At 46.4% G+C, this 22,377-nt stretch carries 24 protein-coding genes; 10 read left to right on the plus strand and 14 right to left on the minus strand.

Annotated elements, in window-relative coordinates:
* Positions 1–63: 63 nt before the first annotated feature.
* A complete protein-coding gene (locus tag GJB61_RS02580; RefSeq protein WP_154116804.1) occupies positions 64–1,158 on the minus strand; it encodes a M24 family metallopeptidase in 1,095 nt (364 codons plus the stop codon).
* 226 nt (positions 1,159–1,384) lie between these two features.
* Between GJB61_RS02580 and GJB61_RS02585 the strand changes: the two genes are divergently transcribed.
* On the plus strand, positions 1,385–2,227 hold the full coding sequence (locus GJB61_RS02585) for an SDR family oxidoreductase (protein WP_154116805.1): 843 nt from the start codon (positions 1,385–1,387) through the stop codon (positions 2,225–2,227).
* A 44-nt stretch (positions 2,228–2,271) separates the two neighbouring features.
* Positions 2,272–2,781: a GNAT family N-acetyltransferase gene (locus GJB61_RS02590; RefSeq protein ID WP_154116807.1), complete on the plus strand. Its 510-nt coding sequence runs from the start codon at positions 2,272–2,274 to the stop codon at positions 2,779–2,781.
* A 4-nt stretch (positions 2,782–2,785) separates the two neighbouring features.
* Here the strand turns inward: GJB61_RS02590 and GJB61_RS02595 are convergent, their stop codons facing one another.
* Positions 2,786–3,118 (minus strand): winged helix-turn-helix transcriptional regulator, encoded by a 333-nt coding sequence (locus tag GJB61_RS02595; RefSeq protein WP_154116809.1) that lies wholly within the window; start codon positions 3,116–3,118, stop codon positions 2,786–2,788.
* Between the two features lie 88 nt (positions 3,119–3,206).
* On the opposite strand from GJB61_RS02595, the gene GJB61_RS02600 reads away from it, so the two are divergent.
* The 4 genes from GJB61_RS02600 to GJB61_RS02615 are packed head-to-tail and all read left to right on the plus strand — an operon-like array spanning position 3,207 to position 5,248.
* Positions 3,207–3,467: a YqkE family protein gene (locus GJB61_RS02600; protein ID WP_154116811.1), complete on the plus strand. Its 261-nt coding sequence runs from the start codon at positions 3,207–3,209 to the stop codon at positions 3,465–3,467.
* Between the two features lie 40 nt (positions 3,468–3,507).
* Positions 3,508–4,014, plus strand: a complete 507-nt coding sequence (locus tag GJB61_RS02605; protein WP_154116812.1) for a metallophosphoesterase family protein — start codon at positions 3,508–3,510, stop codon at positions 4,012–4,014.
* Positions 4,015–4,043: 29 nt separating this feature from the next.
* The gene (locus tag GJB61_RS02610) at positions 4,044–4,508 is read left to right on the plus strand and encodes a GNAT family N-acetyltransferase (RefSeq protein WP_154116814.1); all 465 of its coding nucleotides are present in this window, start codon (positions 4,044–4,046) and stop codon (positions 4,506–4,508) included.
* A gap of 29 nt (positions 4,509–4,537) precedes the next feature.
* Positions 4,538–5,248 (plus strand): HAD family hydrolase, encoded by a 711-nt coding sequence (locus GJB61_RS02615; protein WP_229521419.1) that lies wholly within the window; start codon positions 4,538–4,540, stop codon positions 5,246–5,248.
* 85 nt (positions 5,249–5,333) lie between these two features.
* Here GJB61_RS02615 and GJB61_RS02620 read toward each other — a convergent pair whose 3' ends face one another.
* Both GJB61_RS02620 and GJB61_RS02625 read right to left on the minus strand, forming a co-directional pair.
* The gene (locus GJB61_RS02620; protein ID WP_154116818.1) at positions 5,334–6,443 is read right to left on the minus strand and encodes an FAD:protein FMN transferase; all 1,110 of its coding nucleotides are present in this window, start codon (positions 6,441–6,443) and stop codon (positions 5,334–5,336) included.
* Positions 6,444–6,607: 164 nt separating this feature from the next.
* Entirely contained in the window at positions 6,608–7,540 is a 933-nt protein-coding gene (locus GJB61_RS02625; RefSeq protein ID WP_154116820.1) for a glycosyltransferase family 2 protein, read from the minus strand.
* 203 nt (positions 7,541–7,743) lie between these two features.
* Between GJB61_RS02625 and GJB61_RS02630 the strand changes: the two genes are divergently transcribed.
* A complete protein-coding gene (locus GJB61_RS02630; RefSeq protein WP_195724206.1) occupies positions 7,744–9,033 on the plus strand; it encodes a glycosyltransferase family 4 protein in 1,290 nt (429 codons plus the stop codon).
* Between the two features lie 8 nt (positions 9,034–9,041).
* Here the strand turns inward: GJB61_RS02630 and GJB61_RS02635 are convergent, their stop codons facing one another.
* Positions 9,042–10,226 (minus strand): MFS transporter, encoded by a 1,185-nt coding sequence (locus GJB61_RS02635; protein ID WP_154116824.1) that lies wholly within the window; start codon positions 10,224–10,226, stop codon positions 9,042–9,044.
* Positions 10,227–10,391: 165 nt separating this feature from the next.
* Between GJB61_RS02635 and GJB61_RS02640 the strand changes: the two genes are divergently transcribed.
* A complete protein-coding gene (locus GJB61_RS02640; RefSeq protein ID WP_154116826.1) occupies positions 10,392–11,114 on the plus strand; it encodes a DsbA family oxidoreductase in 723 nt (240 codons plus the stop codon).
* A 77-nt stretch (positions 11,115–11,191) separates the two neighbouring features.
* Here the strand turns inward: GJB61_RS02640 and GJB61_RS02645 are convergent, their stop codons facing one another.
* The 4 genes from GJB61_RS02645 to GJB61_RS02660 all read right to left on the minus strand — a co-directional run bounded on the left by GJB61_RS02645 (position 11,192) and on the right by GJB61_RS02660 (position 14,473).
* On the minus strand, positions 11,192–12,772 hold the full coding sequence (locus GJB61_RS02645; RefSeq protein WP_338115644.1) for an oleate hydratase: 1,581 nt from the start codon (positions 12,770–12,772) through the stop codon (positions 11,192–11,194).
* Between the two features lie 175 nt (positions 12,773–12,947).
* Positions 12,948–13,517 carry a TetR-like C-terminal domain-containing protein gene (locus tag GJB61_RS02650; protein ID WP_154116830.1) on the minus strand — a complete coding sequence of 190 codons (570 nt, stop codon included), beginning with the start codon at positions 13,515–13,517 and terminating at the stop codon, positions 12,948–12,950.
* Between the two features lie 22 nt (positions 13,518–13,539).
* Positions 13,540–13,935 (minus strand): hypothetical protein, encoded by a 396-nt coding sequence (locus GJB61_RS02655; RefSeq protein WP_154116832.1) that lies wholly within the window; start codon positions 13,933–13,935, stop codon positions 13,540–13,542.
* Positions 13,936–13,957: 22 nt separating this feature from the next.
* Positions 13,958–14,473, minus strand: coding sequence for a hypothetical protein (locus GJB61_RS02660; protein WP_154116834.1), 516 nt, complete (start codon positions 14,471–14,473; stop codon positions 13,958–13,960).
* A 176-nt stretch (positions 14,474–14,649) separates the two neighbouring features.
* Here GJB61_RS02660 and GJB61_RS02665 point away from each other — a divergent pair, with 176 nt between their 5' ends.
* Positions 14,650–14,931, plus strand: coding sequence for a PALP domain-containing protein (locus GJB61_RS02665; protein ID WP_154116836.1), 282 nt, complete (start codon positions 14,650–14,652; stop codon positions 14,929–14,931).
* 83 nt (positions 14,932–15,014) lie between these two features.
* Here GJB61_RS02665 and GJB61_RS02670 read toward each other — a convergent pair whose 3' ends face one another.
* From GJB61_RS02670 to GJB61_RS02690, 5 genes are all read right to left on the minus strand, one after another.
* Complete coding sequence (locus GJB61_RS02670) at positions 15,015–16,055, minus strand: RluA family pseudouridine synthase (RefSeq protein WP_154116838.1); 1,041 nt, start codon at positions 16,053–16,055, stop codon at positions 15,015–15,017.
* A 103-nt stretch (positions 16,056–16,158) separates the two neighbouring features.
* Complete coding sequence (locus GJB61_RS02675; protein WP_154116839.1) at positions 16,159–16,347, minus strand: CLC_0170 family protein; 189 nt, start codon at positions 16,345–16,347, stop codon at positions 16,159–16,161.
* A 57-nt stretch (positions 16,348–16,404) separates the two neighbouring features.
* A complete protein-coding gene (locus tag GJB61_RS02680; protein ID WP_154116842.1) occupies positions 16,405–17,622 on the minus strand; it encodes a Ger(x)C family spore germination protein in 1,218 nt (405 codons plus the stop codon).
* Complete coding sequence (locus tag GJB61_RS02685) at positions 17,612–18,718, minus strand: GerAB/ArcD/ProY family transporter (RefSeq protein ID WP_154116844.1); 1,107 nt, start codon at positions 18,716–18,718, stop codon at positions 17,612–17,614. Before GJB61_RS02685 ends, GJB61_RS02680 begins: the two co-directional genes overlap by 11 nt.
* Positions 18,711–20,357 carry a spore germination protein gene (locus GJB61_RS02690; protein ID WP_154116845.1) on the minus strand — a complete coding sequence of 549 codons (1,647 nt, stop codon included), beginning with the start codon at positions 20,355–20,357 and terminating at the stop codon, positions 18,711–18,713. The genes GJB61_RS02685 and GJB61_RS02690 overlap by 8 nt, the downstream gene beginning before the upstream one ends.
* 174 nt (positions 20,358–20,531) lie before the next feature.
* Between GJB61_RS02690 and recQ the strand changes: the two genes are divergently transcribed.
* Complete coding sequence (recQ, locus tag GJB61_RS02695) at positions 20,532–22,364, plus strand: DNA helicase RecQ (protein ID WP_154116848.1); 1,833 nt, start codon at positions 20,532–20,534, stop codon at positions 22,362–22,364.
* The last annotated feature ends 13 nt before the right edge of the window (positions 22,365–22,377 follow it).

The following is a 22,377-nucleotide window of genomic DNA, read 5'->3' on the forward strand; positions in this document are numbered from 1 at the left end:
AGCCACGCGAATTTGCGTGGCTCTTTCTTAAAATAGCAGATGCATTACTTAGAAGATCACTGCTTACAAATGCAGAACAGTCCATTCTTTCGGAAAGCTTGTGAGTGTCTGTGGACCGTCCGCAGTGATCAATACATCATCTTCAATCCGTACGCCGCCAAGTCCTGCAACATAAATACCGGGTTCTACGGTAAACACGTTCCCGTTCTCAATAACGTCTGTATTCAACCCGTGTAGAGAAGGGTATTCATGCGTATCCATTCCGAGGCCATGGCCGACGCGGTGCATGAAATAAGGTCCGAAACCTGCCTCAGTGATCACATCCCGTGCGGCCTGATCGACTGAACCAAAGGTAGCTCCCGCGATGGAAGCAGCAATACCGGCTTCATTAGCAGCCAGCACTGTATTGTATAAGGTCACGAGCTTGGCATCCACCTCTTCCACAGCAAAGGTACGTGTAATATCGGAAGCATATCCACCGGCATACACGCCAAGGTCGAACATGAGAAGATCGCCTGGTTGGATAATCCGGCTACCTGGTACTCCATGCGGCAGGGCAGTATTCGGACCGGAGAGCACCATCGTGTCGAAGGAGGGACCGGAGGCACCAACCTTTTTCATTAGATATTCCAGCTCGGCCACCAGTTCGATTTCGCTTACACCGGTCTTTACATGCTCCAGACCGCGGCGTAGAACTTCTTCTACAAGCTCGGCGGCATGCTTCATGCGGCTGACTTCTTCAGGGGTCTTCTTGGCGCGCATGCTGCGCAACAGCGGACCGATATCTTGGAAGCTCTTCGCTGATATGGAATCGGCCAGCAGTTCATATCGCGATACGGAGAAGTGCTCCTTCTCGATACCGAGTGTATTCAGGGCTGTACTGCCAAGACATTCTTTTAGCAAGTTATAGGGATTATCCGTATCACTATGTGTCAGAATCTTCGTAACCGCTGAGGCCGCATGGGCCGCTTCCGCATCTAGTGCCGGAACGATCAGTACAGGCTCCTCTCCCTTGATTAGGAGCAAGCCTAGAAAGCGTTCATGTGGATTGCTCGCAAACCCCGTCAAATAGTATACATGTTTGGGATCTGTGACGAGCAGAGCGTCAAGGCCCTCAGGCGTCATCTTTTGCGCAAGACTTTTTAGAGCATCGTTCATTTCAGTAGTTCCCCTCTCAGATTCACGTTAAAAACTGCAATGTTTCTATTATAGATCATAACTAAGAAGGGTGCACATATTGGAGAAGCAGGAGAAGTTCACCTCCTAAAGTTAATTACAAACTATCTCCAGCTTATAAAATGATGTAACATTATCTTAGAACATATTATCTTAAAGACTAGACTAGATCCAAGCTGGTAGGTTCCGTCAGGAAGGGGTACTAAGCATGAAGGGTAAAATCGTGATTGTAACCGGAGGAAACTCCGGTATGGGCTTGGCTACAACAATTGAAATGGCACGCAGGGGGGCACAGGTTATTATGGCCTGTCGCAGCCGCAAACGCGGGGAAGAGGCGCTTGCGAACGCCAAGCTGAAGAGCGGTTCAGACCATATTGAGCTGATGCTGTGCGATTTGGCCTCGCTTGACAGCATCCGCAGCTTTGCGGAAGAATTTAAGGCAAGCTATTCCGTATTGGATGTGTTAATCAACAATGCCGGAGTAGTGGCTATTAAACGCCAGTTAACGGCTGACGGTTTTGAGTTGGATCTAGGTGTGAATCACTTGGGACATTTTCTGCTCACTAATCTGCTGCTGGATACACTTAAGGCAGCAGAGCAAGGGCGTGTAGTTGTTGTTGCTTCGGGAGCCTACAAGATCGGTGCCCTTCATTATGAAGACCCTACCCTATCCCGCCGCTTTAACCCGGCCAAAGGATATGCCAGGTCCAAGCTAGCGAATATTCTGTTCACTAAAGAGTTGGCTATACAGCTGGAGGGAACCGGGGTTACTGCCAACTGTCTGCACCCGGGAGCGGTGGGAACAAACATCGGTGTGAACCGAGAGACCGGCTTTGGACGCTCGATGCTGAAGCTGTTGTCAATCTTCTTTCTGACTCCTGAGCAGGGTGCAGATACAGCGATTTATCTGGCGACTGCACCAGAGCTGCGCGAAGTGACGGGGCTGTATTATTATCGCCGCAAGATCAAGGAGCTGTCGCCAAGAGCGGAAAATTCAGCAGAAGCTGTGCGATTGTGGCAGTGGAGTCTGGAGCAGGTTGGCCTGAACTGATTATTTGTAGGGAATTATAATTAACATTGTGGAGGAATGCATGTATGGATTGGCAGAAGGGTAGTATTGAAGATGCAGCACCGGAAGATTTAGCGGCTATTGTAGAAATATATAACTCAACAATTTCTGGTCGAATGGTAACTGCTGACCTGGAACCGGTCACTGTAGAAGAGAGACTGAAGTGGTTCCATGAGCATAATAGCCATCATCGTCCGCTATGGGTGTTGCGAAAAGAGGGACAGATTGCCGCCTGGTTCAGTTTCCAGTCGTTCTATGGTCGTCCTGCCTATAATGGAACAGCAGAAATCAGTGTATACGTGAATGAGAACTTTCGCGGCAGTGGAGCCGGAACTCTGCTACTGAACAAGGCATTAGAGGAAGCACCACGCTTAGGCGTAAAGAATCTCATTGGTTTTGTATTTGGCCACAATCAGCCTAGCTTGCAGCTGCTGCAGAAATTCGGCTTTGAACAATGGGGTTTGCTGCCGGGAGTTGCCGAAATGGATGGTATCGAGCGCGATTTGGTCATCATTGGACGTAAATTAGAATCATAAGAAATCAAGGTTCGATAGATTCAGCCTCAGGTTCGATCCATTCGTCTGACCAGTGCTGCAAATCCCGAATGACGGGCTCCAGTCCAAGACCTTTTTCCGTTAAGGAGTACTGGATTCTTACAGGTGTTTCGGGGAAGACCTCCCGAAGTACAATACCCTCCAGTTCCAGTTCCTTGAGCCGCTCGGACAACAGTCTGCCGCTGATCGGAAGAGAAGCTTCAATGGCACCGAAACGCTGTGGTCCTTGCAGTAACTGATAGATGATCAGGCCTGTCCAACGTCTGCCTATAATATCCATGCTTTTTTGTAACCGTGGACACAGATCTGTGGATTTCATAAGGCTCACCTCTTATTGTCATTATAAACGAAAAGACCTATAACTAAAACAAATTTGAACTATAACACAACCGGAAAGGGTGATAGATATGGCTAAAAAGAAGAAATTGCCAAGCACTCCGCGCCCTGCTGCGGCGGATGGTCCCACTACACTGAAGGATCTGATCAGCAGTGATATCTTAAGCAAGCTTAAAGCGCAGTCTGATGAGTTGAAATCTGAGGAGAACGACCGTAAAGAAGCTGCACGTAAGGTAGTGGAAGATCAGCGTACTGCCGAGAAGAAGCGGCTGGAGAATGATTTTGCCCATTTGCTGGACAATAGCAGTCAGGACTGGAAGAAGTTTAAATAAAGAGGTAACATCACCTAGGATAGATTAGGAGCTGGACAAGATGAGAATTGGAGTAGTATCAGATACGCATATGAGCAAGAATGAGAAGTCTTTGCCGCAGGAGCTTATTGCAGAATTTCGCAAGGTGGACCAGATTCTACATCTTGGTGATTGGATAGACATGGAGATCTATGATCTGCTGGCGGAATTAGCTCCAGTTGAGGGGATTGCCGGGAACAATGATGGTGCCGAGATTATTGCGCGGTTTGGAGAGCGTAAGATCGTTACGCTAGAGGGAATACGTATTGGAATGATCCATGGACATGCGCCTTACTCTGGTAAGGGTACAGACGGGAATGCGCTCCTGGCATTTGCCGATGAACAGGTGGATGTCATTCTGTTCGGTCATTCGCATCAGCCGTTGCTGCATAAGCAGAATGGCATCCTGCTCTTCAATCCGGGCTCCCCGACGGATAAACGGCGTGAGAAATTATACTCTTTCGGTTTGTTGGATATAGAAGAAGGTAAAGTCAGCGGCCGCCATGTATTCTATGAATCTAAGAGCTGAGGCGGAAGCCAAGAAAGTGAGCGATATTGATGCAGAACTATCGTATAGAGCGAGCGAGTATGGAGGATATGGAGCTGCTTATCCCATTGTTTGATGAATATCGGATGTTTTATGGTCAGGTATCCGATCCGACAGGAGCTCGTGACTTTTTGACGGAAAGGCTAAAGCTTGATGAATCGGTTATATTTATGGCAGTAGTGGGTGAAGGCATTAATAAACGTGCTGGTGGCCTTACTCAGCTGTATCCGTCTTTCTCTTCAGTGACTATGCAGCGGCTCTGGATACTCAATGATCTGTTTGTATCTGCAGCGCAACGCGGGTTTGGCCTGGGTTCCATGTTGCTTACAAGTGCTCGCGCTTTTGCTGTAAGTACGGGCACCAAAGGTTTGTCATTAACCACGATGACGGATAATATGGTTGCTCAGCGCTTGTATGAAAGACAAGGTTATCTAAAGGACGACGAATTTTATACGTATAATCTCTTTTTTAAATAATAGATAGAGACATAATGAGGAGAGTTAACTTGGTAAATAGCAACAAGCAAGCTATTTTTTTCGATTTGGATGACACGTTGTATGATCATCTGGTTCCTTTCCGGGAAGCGGTGCGTGAAGTTCTGACTCCAGATGAGAGCAGTCTGGATTACGCTGAATTATTCTACATCGTAAGGCATCACAGTGATTTGCTGTGGCCGAAGTATCTAAGTGGGGAGCTTCCCCTCGAGGAGACGAGGGTGTTGCGTCTAGAACTTGCCTTTGCAGAGTTTGGTCTACCCCTTAATCGGGAGCAGGCTTCAAGGCTACAAGCATCCTATATCGGCCGTCAATACCAGATTGAGATGATCGAAGGCGTGCGGGAGCAGTTGGAACGGTTTATTGCAGACGGGCATATCGTAGGTATTATCACAAACGGCCCTGCGGAGCATCAGATGAAGAAGATCATCGGTCTGGGTGTGGACCAGCTCATCCCGCCAGACAGAATCTTTATCTCTGATGCTGTGGGTATCGCCAAGCCGAACCCTGAACTATTTGCTCACGTTAATCGCATGACAGGAACTGCAGCTGAGAATTCGATTTACATAGGGGATACATGGGCTAATGATGTGGTTGGTGCGCTTGCCGCTGGTTGGAAGGTATGCTGGTACAATCCAAGAGGAAGACAGCCGGCAACAGAACAAGAAGCAAGTTATATTTTCACTGACTATGAGGAATTCAGCAAATTGCCTATAGTGTAACGGACGATAAAAAGCGTTAGAGCCCTGGGCTCTAACGCTTTTTTTGAAAGTAATTTAGAAAGTTAACGCACTAAGCTAGGAATTATTAATTCGCAAAGCTGTACGTAGGATCTGTCAATTGTAGTCTTTCTCTAATCCCCGAGGTTGCATAAATCTTGTTATCATCGGTGATGAAGAAGGCTTCTACATTCTCGGGAAGTGCTTCCAGATATTTAATGCCAGCTTCTTCACCCATCAGGAACACTCCGGTGGACAATGCATCTGCATCTGTAGCATTCGGACTCATGATCGTCACGCTTTTCAGGCCATTCTGAGAAGGAAAGCCTGTGCGCGGATCAAGAATATGATGGTAACGTACCCCGTCTTGCATGAAAAAGCGCTCATATACACCTGAGGCATCAATCACCTCATTAGTAATCTTAATTGTCCCAAGCTGTGTGCCACGGCTCTTGTCAGGATCTTGCAGGCCAATGTTCCACTGCGACCCGTTCGGTTTGGTGCCAAGGGCAATGATGCTGCTGCCGCCGAGGTTAATCATCGCGCTGTCAAGGCCTTGTGCCTTCAAGTAGTCAGCGATACGGTCAGCGGCATAACCTTTGCCGATACCACCCATATCAAGAACCATGCCTTCTTTGGCCAGTTTCACAGTCTTAGCTGCTTCATCAAGGATAACATCCTTATAATTGGTCAGGCTTTTGCCCTTATCTATATCAGCTTGAGGAGGTACGTGGTCACCACCGCTGCCGATATTCCAGAGATCCACAAGGGGTCCAATCGTAGGATCGAACAGCCCGCCCATCTCCTCAGCATATTTCAACGATTGTTTGACAATATCCAAGGTTTCGTCGGAAACAACAACCGCTTCTTTTCCGGCGGCCTTATTGACGGCATAAATTTCACCATCTTCTTTGGTACGGCTGAACTCCTTATCCATTCGCTCCAGCATATGCTGAATATCATCCATATTTTTTTGAGCTACTGTGTCACCATAAACTTTGATATTTACAACCGTATCATAAATATAGAAAGTCTGTGACATAGAGGTTGTATCGCCTTCTTTTGTTACCGTTGCATCGTTTGGAGTTTCAGAAGTTTTGTCTTCCTTATTGCCAACAAATAGCCAGACGCTGACGGCTATGACGAGGATAATGACGAGAGCGGCGAGGATTAGCGTCAATTTCTTGTTCTTAAACATGTTCCACCATCCATAAAGTTAGTTTCTTGACCACATCTTTACTATCATACCCCAGATGAGGGACGGGGGAAACTATAATTCATGATAAATCTGGACATTAAAAGACTCTGCACCCAATATCCTGGAGCAGAGCTGGAACAAGAGCATTAACCTTCCTAATAGAGTCAATCGAGCATATATTCTCTATATTTATTTTTGCGGGGATTAAGTACAAACAGAATACCACCGGCATAACCGGATACCGCATTGAAATTCCGCTTAAGTGTTGCTTTTCCGGTTAAATAAGTCAGCGTCCACAGCAGGGCAGCATAATTTCTTACCGGAGCCTTCCGCAAATTGAGTAGATAGTAATGATTGATCGCGGTAGCCCGGGCAACGCGTCCAGCTTTGTCACGCGAGCTAGGAGATTCATGATGGGTAATCTTCATCTCCGGATTAATCACGAGCTTGCCATAACGACTAGCCAAGTGACACATGTAAATATCATCAGCAACCGCATAGCTGGTCATCCACGGGTAGGGTTTCATATCCTGCAGGGCCGAGCGCCGGAACGACATATTGCAGCCGTGGAAAAAATCAGTCTCAAAGGTATTCTCAGTTTCTCCCCATCGCAGCAAAGAGCCTGCTAATGTACTTGCTGATAGTCTTCCAGGGGAGCCTGACATTTGGCAGGTAAGCATGCCAAGCAGTTTGCCAGAGCGGCTGCTGAATAGACCCTTGGCTATGCCGCCCACACCCACAATGGATTCGTCCGCAGCATAGGTATCCAGCATACGGCGAATGTATAGGGGATCGTCCAGTTCAGCATCATCATCGAAGGTCAGTAGAATCTCACCATCGACCAGTCCCAGTGCTTCATAACGGGAGAGCCAGACACCGGGTTTAGTCTTGCGGTAATATTTCAATTCAGCTTGGGGCATTCCGGCCAGTACCTTACGGAAATACTTCAGCGTAGTCTCTGGAAGTTCACCGTCGTCAACGATAAGCAACTCGATGGATATATCCTCTAGCTCAGTTTGCCTGCCAATAGACTCGATACATAGTCTCAGGTCTTCTATCCGGTTGCGGGTAGGAATTACTATAGATACATCATGCATTTCGCTGACTCCTTCCCGGACGACTCATTCCGTCCGCTCTAATGGTGCAAATTCCCGACAAAACCTAATATCTCAATAATACTCCCCTCTGAAGTAGGACGTATATACCACTTTCGTTTACTTTTATTTAGTCCTATAGGGTTTATAATGGAATGACATCAGTGGTCCATCAACAATTCGGTAGTATAAAGGGAGGCAACGTTATGCATGTCGGGATCTTTATGCATACTAATTACTTTGAAGATTTCTTCGTTAAGGGATTGGGGCTCACTGAAGAGGAATACGTGAATTCATACCATAATGACTTTTCCTTCGATTATGCGCGTCTCTTGGGCAAGAGCGGCATACACACGACCATTTACAATTTTGTACGCAGTGGCAATGAGGTGCGAACTTACCAGCATGGGGTAGTGGATTGCACGGTAAAGTTTATTCCACTCGGCGCACTTTATAGAGCCTATCGTGCCATTCCTTTATCTCATCGGACGCCGATTGGGAAGTTTATCTCTCAATATGTGTCTACTATTCATAAGGATTTAAGCGAAATCTTACGTGCGGACGGGATCAACCTCATCTATGCCCAGGAATATGCTTCGGGCCGCTTCGAGCGCCTGGCTTCCATCGCCAAGAAGTTGAGTATACCCATTATTGCTGCTTATCACGGAGGTAGTATTCATAAATGGATTATGCCGATCAAGAAACGAACGTTGCACAAGGCGACTTTTCTTACAACGCTTAATGAAGATGAGCAGCTCAGCATGGTTACACATTTCCCGTGGCTGTCAGACCGGATCCGACTGCTGCCCAACTTTGTGAATTCGCAAATCTTTTACCGCCGGGATAAAAAACAGGCGCTTGTTGCGCTTGGGCTTGACCCAAGCAGCCGCTACATCATTACTGTAGGCCGTCTGTTCGAGCATCAGAAAGGACATTCCTTGCTTGTTGAGGCTGTACAGCAGCTCAAGGATATTCCGGATCTCAAGATTCTAATCGTCGGCAACGGACCTGATGAACGTAGATTGCAGGAAATGATTCGGGAGAAAGGTCTGGAAGACAAAATCATTCTGCTGGGTTCGATTCGCGATAAAGAAACTTTGGCGAATTATTATAATGCTTCCGAGCTATTTGTGTTGCCTTCGCGCTATGAAGGGCTACCGCTCGTTATTCTGGAAGCTAGCGCCTGTGGGTTGCCGACGGTTGCTTTTAATGTTATGGGAGTAAGAGGGCTGGTGCAGAATGGTGTGAGTGGTCTGCTTGCGGAGAATCTGGACCCCGCCGCCCTTGCTGCATCTCTTAGCAAGCTACTGGGCGATCCCGCCTTATGCTCAGAGATGGGCGAAGCCGCCTTTCAAATTGTCCGTTCCAGTTATTCCGAGGAGATTATTGGTGCCAAGCTGAACAGTCTGCTGCAGGAAAGCTTAGGGCTTGGAGCCGAACTGACTACCTTACGCTTAGGGGATGCCTTTGCACCCAAATTGACGGCGCCTTTGTAATCTATGTACTATTGTTTTGATTTCAGCAACAATGCTGCAGTTTGCTTACGAATGGGCAGAACAGCGAGCGTACTGAGTATTAGACAGACCGCGACAATGTAGAAGGAGAAGGATACGCCAAAGCAGTCGTTGGCTATCCCAATCAGCAGGTTCACTGCCATAGCGATGAGTGTGCCGCACATCAGGATGAGGCCGGTGACATAGGAAGCTCCTTCCTTAAACGCCCCGCGAATCGTGCTCATGAGGGTTGGATAGATAATGGAGAAGAAGAAACCGGAAGTCGCGAATAGAATGAGTCCACTTTGTCCCAATGAAAGGCCAAGTACACAAAGAATTGAGGCAATCGTCCCATAGATAATAATACTGCGGAAATGACCCAATTTATCAGCCACAAATCCGCCGAACAATCGACCGAAGGTCATCAAGCCAAAAAACAAAGTCATATAAAGCGCTCTGCGCTCTGCATCCAGTGAGAATTGTTCGCTCATATAATTGACGAACCAGTTACCGATGCCATACTCTGCTGCCACATAGAACCCGACTGCAGCAATATAGGCGTAGAGCAGCTTATTGCGGAAAATGTCACTTTTTTTATAGGCTCCGCTACCCGTTTGCGGCTTATAGGGAATTCGCAACAGCAGCAAATAGATGAATAAAGCAGCGCAGCAGAACAGCATAACCAGATAAAAGGTTTGCCAGCGCACGCCTTGCTTCAACAAGGTTCCCGTTACCTGCTGCATCGCCGTATTCCCGGTACCATAGGAGAAATTGACAAAGTTCATCAGCACAGCGGTTGAAGCTACGTTCATCGCCGGTCCTAACGTATTTACTCCCACATTGAACATGGCAATCCCTGAGTTAAGTATAGACAAGCCAATGATAAGGACTAGGAACGATTTACAGGTTACCAGTACAACCAAAGAGCCCATCGAGATGATAAAGCCGAGCGAGATGATCGATTTGTAGCCGAATTTCTCAATCAGAATCCCGCCGATATATTGAAAAAGCGCATACATAAACAGGCAAGCTGTTAATACATAACCAATCTGCGTATTGCTCACTCCGAAATCCTCTTTAAACAGAGGGACGAAAATCCCCTTAAAGTTATCGCTCATCGTCACAATTATATACATTAGCAGGAGCAAAAGTACGATTGGCCAGTTTTTGTGCTGCGCTTGCGAAACCTCTTTCATGATTATCTCTCCTATAAGCTGCAATGATGACGTCACTGACTAAAATTACAGTATATTTACGGAATGAGCAACGGGTAAACCTCAGAATAGCTAATAAGAATAGATTTGTAATTTTGAGCCATTAACTATATAATAGTAAGTAACGTAATTCAGGAGGTGTATATCATGAGAATAGATATTTGGTCCGATTATGCATGTCCATTCTGTTATATAGGTAAAAGACGGCTTGAAAACGCGCTGAGTCAGTTTCCTGATCGAGACAAGGTAGAAGTGGTGTATCGCAGTTTTCAACTCGATCCTACCGCTGCTGTAAAGAGCGATAAAGATATTCATGATTTGCTGGCCTCTAAATACGGAATGACCCGTGATAAGGCGAAGGCAATGAATGAACAGCTGGCTGAGCAGGCCAGAGGAGTGGGTCTTGATTTTCATTTTGATACGATGCAGTCCACTAACACCTTTGACAGCCACCGCTTGAGCCACTATGCCAGTGCGCAGGGAAAAGCGGCGGAGATGACAGAACGGCTGCTGCAGGCTTATTTTACGGAATCGCTCAATCTGGGTGAACATTCGGTACTGGTATCCCTTGCTGTCGAGGTTGGCTTGGGTCAAGCAGCTACTGCGGCGATGCTGGAATCCGAAGCCTACAAAGATGAAGTGAATGCAGATATTGCCGAAGGGCAGCGGTTGAATATTAACGGTGTTCCTTTCTTTGTATTTAACAATAAATATGCCGTTTCCGGCGCTCAGCCTGGTCCAGTGTTCACTGAAGTACTGGATACCGTATGGGCTGAAGAGCAGAATGCTCCTGTTCTGCAAGTAGTCGGCACGGGCAAGTCCGAGGGCTCAACGGAAGATGGCTGTTCTGACGGGTCTTGCAGTGTGTAATATAGCTACTGATTAAACTAAAGAGGCGAAAAGCTGGAGGGATTCCCCCATTGCTTTTCGCCTTTTTAGCTTGCTTTTTAGCGGAATGAAGTCACAAAGCTCGTGAACAACGTCCGGACATCGTATTGATACTGGTTAATCGGCTCAATCGGCCGGTTCATCCCAAGCAGCGTGTAAACCGCCGTTCTTGCCGCTCTTACGGAGTATTCCTCAGTAAATACAACATCATCGGGAATCTCGCAATATTGGCTGATGAACGCCAGATTGGTGGAGCCTTCAGGAACTACCTTGGGTCTGTCGCTGTTCAGTCTTGGCATGAACTGGGACGTAATATACGGCATCATACAAGGAATACAATTGGCGGAAGCCATAATCTCTTCTTTAGATTCTTCGAAATGAAGATGACCGATCAGCTCTTCCATAATTTCTTCCCCGGTACAATCGCTCATTCTCTTCTTGACGAAATCGCCGACCTTGTCTGGATACAGTCCGTAACCCCAGAATACGGTCACATTTTCTGGCTGGTTGCGGAAATGCGGCTGGAAGGCCAAGACGATGGACATGAACCAGCTGGAATCCTTGAAGGTAACCAAGGCGCCGGTACCGGCCCGGTTGCGGGAGAATTTCTCCATCCGATCGAAGAACTTGGAATCCTGGAAGGTTACGGTAAAAGACTCCCATTTGGATTCGTCTACATGGTCATCGAAGGAGGAAGGATTGCCTAGACCCGGCTTCTTGCTGGCGATATTCTCCCATAGTTTCCATGAGCTTCCCTTACCGTTCAAGAGTGGCGCTTTGGTCATAGAACCAATACTGGAGCCTTCGGTCATGGAGCCATTTGTGACGATCACAAGATCGCCTTCGTTCACTTCGATCACATCTGCCACACCTTGACGCAGCACATTCATCTTGGTAACAGTAATTCCGTCACCGTCTTTGAATTGCAGGTCGGTTACCGTACATTTTAAGGTGAAATCTATGCCATGCGGTTCAAGATATTTGTGCATTGGCAGAATAATAGAATCGTATTGGTTATAAGGAGTGCGGGTTACGCCTTCTAGGGTTTGAATTCTTGGGAATTCATGCATAAAGCGGATTATATATCTTTTGAACTCGACCGCACTGTGCCAAGGCTGGAAGGCGAAAGTAGTCGCCCACATATACCAGAAATTAGTTTGGAAGAAATGAGGGCCGAACCAGTCATTAATCCGAGCCTTGCCCATTTTGTCTTCCGGTGTAATGATCAGCTTGCCAAGCGCCAGTCGGTCTGCCATATCGAAGCCCATGGACAAGACATCTTCTATTTCGCCTTTTCGATTGACCAATCTGGCATTCGCATGTGTCGGGTTGGCATTATCAAATTCTATAATCTCTTCTCTAACGGATTTCTCCGGATGATCGATGGAAGGAATAGACTGCAGCAGTTCCCATAAATTCTCATAGGCCTCGTCATTGAGCATCCGCCCACCACGAATGACATAACCTTGCTCGCCATTGCCAGAGCCGTCGTTGCTGCCGCCGAGAATTTTCATTTCTTCAATGATGTGAATGTTCTGTCCCGGAAAGTCACAGTCTCTGACGAGGTATGCTGCACCCGCAAGTGATGCAATTCCGCCACCGACAAAATAAACCTGTTGATTACCGTACTCTTTTTTCACAACTGTCGCCTCCAAAGGGTATATTACTTGCTTGCTCTTCATGTTCTTAATGTAAACCTATGAGGACATAGAAGGTATGAGCAATACCCGACGAGTGTAACGTATTTAGTCAATTGGGGCAAAGTGTATGGTTTTTAGACAGCTTCTGCAAAAAAAAAGCCATGCACCCTAAGGGTCACAACGACTTGTTCTCATATTTATGCAGTGCTTTTAGGAAATGGCCTTCAATCAGATCGCTGAGCTTCGTAATAATCTGCTTCGGCGGTTCCTTCATGCCGTCTCTCAACCATTGGATCACGAGACCCGTAAAGGCCAGTGTATAGAAGTTGGCTATAAACCGTTTATCTTCGCTGCTTACCTCCATGCCGGTGGACAGTTCGTTAATAACGCCCATGATCAGGTCGTCCGTTACGTCGTAAAGATAGGCATCCAGATGATTTCTGCCGAGGGAATCGAGGGTGTTGTAGCAGAAGGCTTTGTTGCTCTCAATATAACAAAAAATTCTATGGAAGCCGTCCGTCCAAGTGTTATAGCTGCGATACTGGGCGATACTTTCCACGGCTTCGGTCTTATAGATCCAGCCTAGTAAATCAAAAATATCCTGAAAGTGATAATAAAAAGTCTGTCTATTTAACCCGCAATCATCTACAAGATGCTTGACCGAAATTTTATTCAGCGGAATATGCTCCATCAGCGATTTCAAGGAATGAGCGAGCGCATTTTTGGTCAGGAAGGAATTGGACAAAGGTACACCACCTTATCATCAATCATGATTTCCGCAGCCGTTTCATTAACCATTGAACGAATTCTGCCAATAAGCCGAGTGCAAATCCTCCCAGCATAAATATGGCGAAGGTGAGAAAGCCCGCCAGGTCCTCCCAGCCAGACATATCCCTATAGGAATAGATGAACATAAGCCCAAGTCCGATAATGATCCCGCCTGTGGTAATCAGCCATAGCAGCCTTGCACCCAGCCATCCACTACAGTTAAGAATCGCAGATATGACGAGGGATAATAGTGCAAAACGCAGCAGAAAGGTCCCATTTGCCGTCTGTCCGAGCAAAACGAATCTGTGTAGAATGAAGAGCAACCATAGCAGTAAGGCATAACCCGGTATCCAAAATAACCAGCGTGAGCTTTTGGCAGGAGGCATGAATTCCATTAGTAGTTCACCCCTTCAGTAATTATAGCGATTCTAGCTCCTCTGCACTTTGCAGCAGGTGCTTCAGCAGATTCGGAATATCTTCCATTTGTTCCTCGGTGATTTGTCGTTTGAATTTCAGCTCAATGCAATTATTATAAGTTTCACTTTCTTGACCATAAATAAAACTTAAGGATTGCACTGGCGTAAGCTCCGGACCCCATATGGAATTCAGGATATCTTGGATAGCCAGGCATTCCGTTTCAACATCCCCTATTTCCATATAAAAGCGCAGCCGGAGATTACAGCCCGGAATTGTATCCGGCGTTTCGAGAATTTCGTCGCCCAAATCCTTGAGCGTTGAACTAAGTACTATTTCGGAGGTGACATTCCCACCCTCGGTCAGTTGAAACGAAAGACTGAATTCTCTGGACATCATGGCCAGATCCAAAAGATCTGCACGATCCGTAACCATGAGCGTTCCATCCAGATTATCCAGGTCGTAGATTTGATTCTCAAAAGCGGTTTTAATATTATCAAAGACAGTAGGGTGGAACAATAGAGGCACCTTCTCAGTTCTGTTTCTCTTTATTGTATCATGACGCAAAAAGGAGTGAAAATGTTCCGAAGACAGTAACTGTATGGATGAAATTTTGCCACCTGCGAAGATCTGATTTATTCTATAGTGAATGGATATCATCTTCTATATTAAAACTATGAAAGCGGGAGTGTAGCATGAGTTACAGTTATTTGTCACATTTAGATTGTCCACAATGCGGGGAGACCTACGGGGCAGACTCTATTCAACAGCTATGTGTCTGCGGTTCACCGCTGCTGGTTCGTTATAAGTTGGACATATTGAAGGAGGAATGGAGCCGTGAAGCCTTGCTGGGCCGAAAACCCGACTTATGGCGCTATCATGAGCTTCTCCCCGTGCTGGACTGCAATAATGTAGTGACTCTGGGTGAAGGAATGACGCCGCTCTTGGAGATTGGTGAATTTATTACTAAACGATAAGAAAAAGGCAGTTCCAGGAAAGCACCTTGGACTGCCTTTTTTGTACGAATGAAGAGGTTTCGCGGAAATGAGAAACAGTAGGTCTAATGCTGGCCCTTTGGTGTTGCTGGCGCCGATGTTGCTGAAGGAGCCGTATATTTCAAAAAGGTCTTGGGAATAGGACTCTCAAAGGTTAAGAGTTTACCGGTAGTCGGATGAACAAAAGAGAGCACCCGGGCATGCAACCCCAACCGACCTACAGTTTTGGTTTCAGCGCCATATTTCTTATCACCGGCGATTGGATGTCCAAGATCAGACATATGCACGCGAATTTGGTTCTTGCGTCCGGTTTCCAGGTGTACCTCCAGCAAGGAGAAGTGGCGGTTCATCTGAATCAGCTTATAGTGGGTTATCGCATGCTGACCATCCCCTTCATGGGGGCTGGAATACATTTTGAGGGTAGAGGTTTCCTTCAGCCAAGAGCTGATTGTGCCTTCGGGCCGTTTAACGGCACCTTCCACGAGCGCCACATAAGAGCGTTCTTTAACCGTTTCTTTCCAGTTGTTTTGCAGAGTCTGCTGAATAGCCTCACTTTTGGCAAACATCATTAATCCTGATGTATCACGGTCCAGACGGTGTACGACAAAAATCCGGTTTTTGGGATTGGTGAGACGCACATGCTCCATAAGCTGGTAGTAAGCCGTCAACTCACTCTCCTCCGCAGTGGCGATAGACAGCAATCCTGCATCCTTCTGAATGACGATCAGATCATCATCTTCATGGACAATGGTGAGCCCAATCATTTCTTCTGCCTGAATCGGCTTTTCCTTATCAATGGCCACCGTTTGACCAGAGTGCAACTGGAGATTATGTTGTGTCACAACTTTACCATTCACCGACACTTGTCCACGCGAAAGAATGGATTTGATCGCATTTCGTCCATGGCCAGTAATATGGGTCAGTAAAAAAGGCAGCAACTCGGAGGGCTCGCTTACTATAAAAGGTTTAACTGGAGTTGCTGTTTTGGCTTTGGTTTTTTCATTAAACTTGCTATTTCTAACACTTGATTTAGATTGTGATTTTGCTGTGGAATCGGGCTTCGCGCCTCGTTTGGATGCTTCTTTAGGATTTCTTCTTGTATTCATGACTACATTCTCCGTCCTCTGATATTGTACTCCTCAATATACCATGGGTAGGGAAGAATTACTATGGAGAGAAAGCTTAGGCCATGCAGATAACTAGGATCCGTTAGTGGTCGGTGAACATTAAGGTCAGTATAGTTATAATCATTAAACAGATCTGCACCCAGCCCAAAATATGGGCCAGCTTCTTTTCCTTGCGCATATGATTGACAGCATAAATTTTCATATCCACTGTAAGCAGCAGAACCCCGGAAAAAAAGAGTGAAAATGCTACGAAGATTAACTCACGAAACATTTATACTGCCCTCCTAGTAGTGATACAGAATAATGTTTGTTCAGACCGAAATATTATTTACTTCTGTTTAAGTCCGACTCTACGGATCGACACCTTAACTTTAAAATCTACAGTGATATCTGAATACATGCGCTCCCAATCGCTTTTGTCGTGAATATTAGCCCTCCAGAAGGAGGGGCAATGTGCGCGAACTTTCTCGCCCATCCCGAAGATATCCGAGTGTGCCTGTTGAGATTGTAAAATGGCATGGTAGAAATTTTTGGTGACATACTGGTTTAAGGACTTCTCAAGCTCACTTATAGAATGGCTGGAACTGACTGGAGTAGAGCTGTGCAATTGCTCATCCAAACTTGTATCCAGAAAAATATTATAGGTGATATGAGGCTTCCCATTTTTAATCTGAGCCTTTGACTTGGAGAACCGTTCATCAATCTTGATCATAACTGGGCCGAAGTGTGGTGAATCGAAGAGCACGGAATAACCTCCGGGATCAATCCCCCTTATGCCCATGTATGCACCGAGTTCGATGGGAGTAGTAGATCCTACCATGGCTCCACCACTAAAGTAAGCAAGTCCTTTAATAATAACGTTCTCTTTATCGCCTAAGCCAATATAAGGCAAATTACCACTTTGACCCCATTTGGATTCGGTTGTCCAGAATTCACCTAAATAATTGGCAGGACATTTACCGGATTCCACGGATTTCTCCATCATCGCCAGGATATAGAGTGTCGGTACCCGCTGAAGGGGAGGTTGAATATACATGAATTTAGAAGCATCACCTTCGGACACCAGCAACCATATCCGCCGCCGAACTTCCGGATTACGACGCAAATAATCATTCAGATCATCCAGATTACTGCGTGCGAGCTCTTCACTGATAATGATGACCCGAAGATGAATAAGATAACGAGGATCCGAAATTTGCTGCTGTAAATTATTCAAGGCATCATCCAAAGTATATCCGTAAACTTGTACAACCCATACCGGATTTTGATTTCCACCACCACCACTATCGCCTCCCCCTGGCCCCAGTGGAACTCTTCCCGGAACAGCAATTTGTGCGGTTACACGAATCTGGGGGAGCTTAATCGTATTTTTAATATGTGTCGTCAGGTCATCTTTACCATCGTCAGCTGGTGCTTTATCTATAGACAATCCAAGCAAGAGGGCGCGATCTTCGATTTCGAGCTGATCCCAACAGCCGACAAGCATTCCTGACATTAGAGAGAGAATAATCAGGAGACTAATCCGTCTGAATATTTTATTTTTCATGAGAAAGTCCCCCTTTATTACGAATAAGATCTACTACCCAAAGTAGAAAAGGATAGACGGTTAGAAAAATCAAGCCAATTACTGACGTAACGAGAGCAACATCATAGACCTGGAAAAAATTTTGGGGCAAGAGGGACAAAACAAAGATAAAAGGTAGAAGGAAAGAGGAAATCAGGCGCTGATCCTTGATACGGATTAATTCCCTTAAAGCATATACAGCTAAATAGTAGTTTGTGAAAATCGTTGTGAAAACGGAAATAACCCAAACAACAATAAAAATGGCATCAAGACGTTCCAACAAACCTGTGCCGAAAGAAGCCGAGCGGGCCAACTCCAGAGTTGGATAAATGAGCAGTTCGATTTCATTCATACCAAACATCCCTAGCGAGACAATAACAATTATTGTATAGAAAATCCCACTGAAAAAAAGGGCAGCATTAGCTGCCTTTACCGCCTGTTTTGGCTTTCTCATTAGTGGAACCAGCAGTATCAGAATAAAGGTCCCTTGATAGAGAGAAGCAGATAAGAATACCCCCTTTGAAAAGCTGGATAGGGTGAAATTATTTCCTAATATCGGCAATAGATTCAAACCATCTATTTTTTTCAGGGATAACATTAAAATGATGATCACAGAAATTAAAATAAAGGGTAAATAAAAAACATGTATATATGTAAATTTAACAATGTTACGCCGGACGGATAAGCCAACAAGAATCAGTAGAATCAGCATCAATATTTCAATGGGAGTTCTCTTAAAGAGAACGGTAATACACACCTCCCCAAATTGGCGCATATTAGAACTTGTAGAGTTTAGAAAGAATAGAAAAATAATAATTGTAGAAAAGTCGGCCATGCCTCTTCCCAGCAGTCGGCGGCTGAACACAAACAGAGTCTCATTAGGATACTTTCTGCATACGGAGGCAGTAAACCAGCAGCCTATAAGAGCAGCGAAGATTGCTAAAATAGACATAAGAGGCGCACTATTGCCTCCGTATTCGACCATATATCGGGGGAAGACTAAAATGCCTACACCGATAATAGTACTAATAATTACCGCCATGAATTGGAACGTTGTTATAGGGCGGTTATTATTCATATTCGTCACCTCTATCCTTGAAAATCAAATCAGAGAACGCCTTTGGCAACTGATGTGCAAGCCGCGTAGAATTCGGGGAGTTCAAGAAACTTGGACGTTGTTTCATCCACCACAAAGGGGCTCGGATCACACTATCCTTCATATCCGTAGTCTTGAATGGGACATAGGGTGTCATGTAAGGAACCCCAAAGGATTCGAGAAATAATAAATGGTTAATAATAACAAGGGTACCGATCATCACTCCGTATAGACCGAAGCATCCTGCCAGCACAATCAAGGGAAATCGCAGCATTCTCAAGGCCAATGCAGTACTGTAAGAAGGAGTGGCAAAGGAACCAATGGTTGTTAAGGCAACAACAACAACGGTTGTGGGACTGGCTAATCCTGCTGCTACCGCGGCCTGGCCGATAACGAGAACACCTACGATGGAAAGCGCCCCCCCGATCATTTGTGGTAGACGAATTGTTGCTTCGCGCAGCACCTCCATAAATACTTCCATAACTAGCACTTCCAGTAGCGCTGGAAGAGGGACACCAGCTCTACCACCTGAAAGCGCCACAGCAAATTCAGTGGGCAGCAATTCCGGATTGAAAGAGATGATGGATACATATAGGGCGGGAAAGAAAAGCGAGAATATTAACGCAACTAGGCGGATTAAACGAATAAGACTGCCTACAATAAAACGTTCCGTATAATCGTCTATAGTCTGGAAAAATTGATTAAACAACGCGGGTACAATGAGAGAAAAGGGCGAGCCGTCCACTAGTATGATAGCCCTGCCTTCCAATAAAGCCGCTGTGGATTTATCGGGACGTTCAGTTGATTGCACTTGTGGAAACGGAGATAGCGGCTGATCTTCAATGAACTGTTCGATATACCCCGCGTCAATAATGCTGTCGGTATGAATCGCTGATAACCGCTTCATAACCTTTTTAATTAACGCCGGGTTGGCAATCCCCTCGATATAGCAAAGAGCAACTTGTGAACGTGATCGGGTTCCAAGAGGACAGGTCTGAACTCGGAAGTCTGGAGTTTGCAACCGATAACGGATCAGGGAAATATTTGCTTCCAGATTTTCTATAAATCCTTCACGTGATCCCCGTATGGTTAACTCTGTCTGCGGTGCTTCAATGCTTCGATGCTCGTTTTTGCGCAGATTGAAGGTTAGGGCTTGACCCACGCCGTCTATAAACAGAATTACGTTTCCCTCCACCAAGGATATTGGCAGTGTATTGAGGTCTGAAGTTGTGCTGCCACGAGCAATATGGACCGTTATATTCCAGATGAAATTTGGTAGGTCGCTCAGCTGTGTGGGAATCGTTAAGGGGGCGGAAGGAATATTCATTAATGGCTTAAGCACATGTTCGTGAATTTGCTCTTCATCAATCAGAGGAAAAAAGAAGACGATCGCCGCATCATAAAGACCATACATTCTAAAGTTGCGCACAACGAGATCCCCATTGTCTCCAAGTATCTCTTGAATGGTCTGCAAGTTATTTTTGAGCTCTAGATCAACCGGTTTCTGTTGAGGGGTTGGGTGAGCATTGCCGGACCCAGTGGATTGGCTTGTGATGGCTTTGTTTTTCGCCGGTGTTTTTTTTTGTTTAAAGGTTAAATATTTCTCGTTCCAATCCTGCATGGGCAACTTCCTCCCGGCTGAACAATATAGTCTACAAGATTTAGTGTTTCACAAGGCTTCATTATTTATGTAAGTTCTATAGTATAGGAGATGTAATTTCCCCCTCTGACAGTTGCTCATTGCTCCATTGGCCGCTAAACTAAAGATAGAAACGCTTAAGGAGTTATGATAGAGATGAAGATGCAAGTCCCTACTATGGAACAGGCGCAGGCTGAACTGCAAAAATATTATGGCTATCCGGACTTCCGCGAGGGTCAGAAAAAGATAGTTGAGAGCCTGCTGGAAGGCCGAGATACGTTGGGCATTATGCCAACTGGAGGCGGAAAGTCGATCTGCTACCAGGTTCCGGCGCTGCTGCTGCCGGGCTTGACGCTTGTAATCTCACCGCTGATCTCGCTAATGAAGGATCAGGTGGACGCACTGACCACAGCCGGCATTCCGGCAGCTTTTATTAATAGCACGCTGAGCGGGAAGGAAGTTAACGAACGGATTCGCGCTGCCCATCGGGGCGAGTTGAAACTGCTCTATGTTGCACCGGAACGGCTGGAGCTGGACTGGTTCCGTCTGGAAATGGCAGAACTATCTATTTCCTGTGTGGCTGTCGATGAAGCTCACTGCGTATCGCAATGGGGACATGATTTCCGCACGAGCTATCTTTCCGTTTCTCCGTTCGTGGAGGAATTGCCCAACCGGCCTATTCTGGCCGCTTTTACCGCAACCGCTACGCCGGAGGTAATGGAGGATATGGTCCGACTGCTGCGTTTGCGCAAGCCGGGTGTCTTCATGACCGGACTAGGACGGGATAATCTGGCGATGTCAGTACTGCGGGGCGAGAATAAGCGGGAGTTCGTTATGGACTACGCGGCAACACATTCTCATCAGCCAGGCATTATATATGCCGCCACTCGCAAAGATGTGGATGATCTGCATCAAAGACTGCAAGGTGCCGGAATAGCAGTAGGCCGCTATCATGCCGGAATGAACGATACTGAGCGGGCCGACAGTCAGGAAGGCTTCCTCTATGATGATATCCGAGTCATGGTAGCCACGAATGCTTTTGGCATGGGGATCGATAAGTCAAATGTACGTTATGTTATTCACTATAATATGCCGAAGAATATGGAGGCCTACGTTCAGGAAGCAGGGCGTGCCGGTCGGGACGGTGAGACTAGTGAGTGTATCCTGTTGTTCAGTGCGCAGGATATCATGACGCAGAAGTTCCTGATCGAGCAGAACCCGCAAGATCCGGAGCGCAAAGCCAACGAATACCGCAAGCTTCAATCGATGATTGATTACTGCTATACCACCCGATGCCTGCGAAATGCACATCTGGATTATTTCGGTGAAGAGCATGGGGACAAGCCTTGTGGGATTTGCAGTTCATGTACGGATGAACGGGAATTGGTCGATATGACCGTAGATGCGCAAAAAATATTCTCCTGCATTCACCGCATGCGGGAGCGCTATGGTGTGGCACTGGTAGCCTCGGTACTGAAGGGCTCTCGTAATCAGAAAGTAGTACAGTATGGTTTCGATAAGCTGCCAACACATGGCATGATGTCCGGCAAGAGCGAGAAGGAGATTTCCGAGATCATCAATGTGCTGATCTCGGAAGGTTATCTGGCCTTGTCGGAAGGGCAATATCCAGTCGTGCGACTGCAGCTCCCTGCTGCTGAAGTGCTGCGCGGCCAGCGTGAGGTTCTGCAGCGTGTAGCAAGGCCTTCCCGCACGGGTGCATCCAGTTCACGGGATCGCGGCCGTGGCCACGATCTGTCACCCTCAGCAGTTAATGAGACCGTATTCGAGCAGTTGCGCCTCATCCGGCGGGAGCTGGCAGGTCGGGAGCATGTGCCATCCTATATTATTTTTAATGATGCGACTTTGCGTGAGATGAGTGTGGTTTGCCCGCAGACAGAAAGTGCAATGCTGAGAGTGAAGGGTGTCGGGGAAGTGAAATATCGCAAGTACGGCAAGGAATTCCTTGATTTTTTCCAAAATGAAATGTAAAGAAGGTCGCAGA

It is taken from the genome of Paenibacillus monticola, assembly GCF_009664975.1.
In the GTDB taxonomy this organism is placed as follows: domain Bacteria; phylum Bacillota; class Bacilli; order Paenibacillales; family Paenibacillaceae; genus Paenibacillus_AQ; species Paenibacillus_AQ monticola.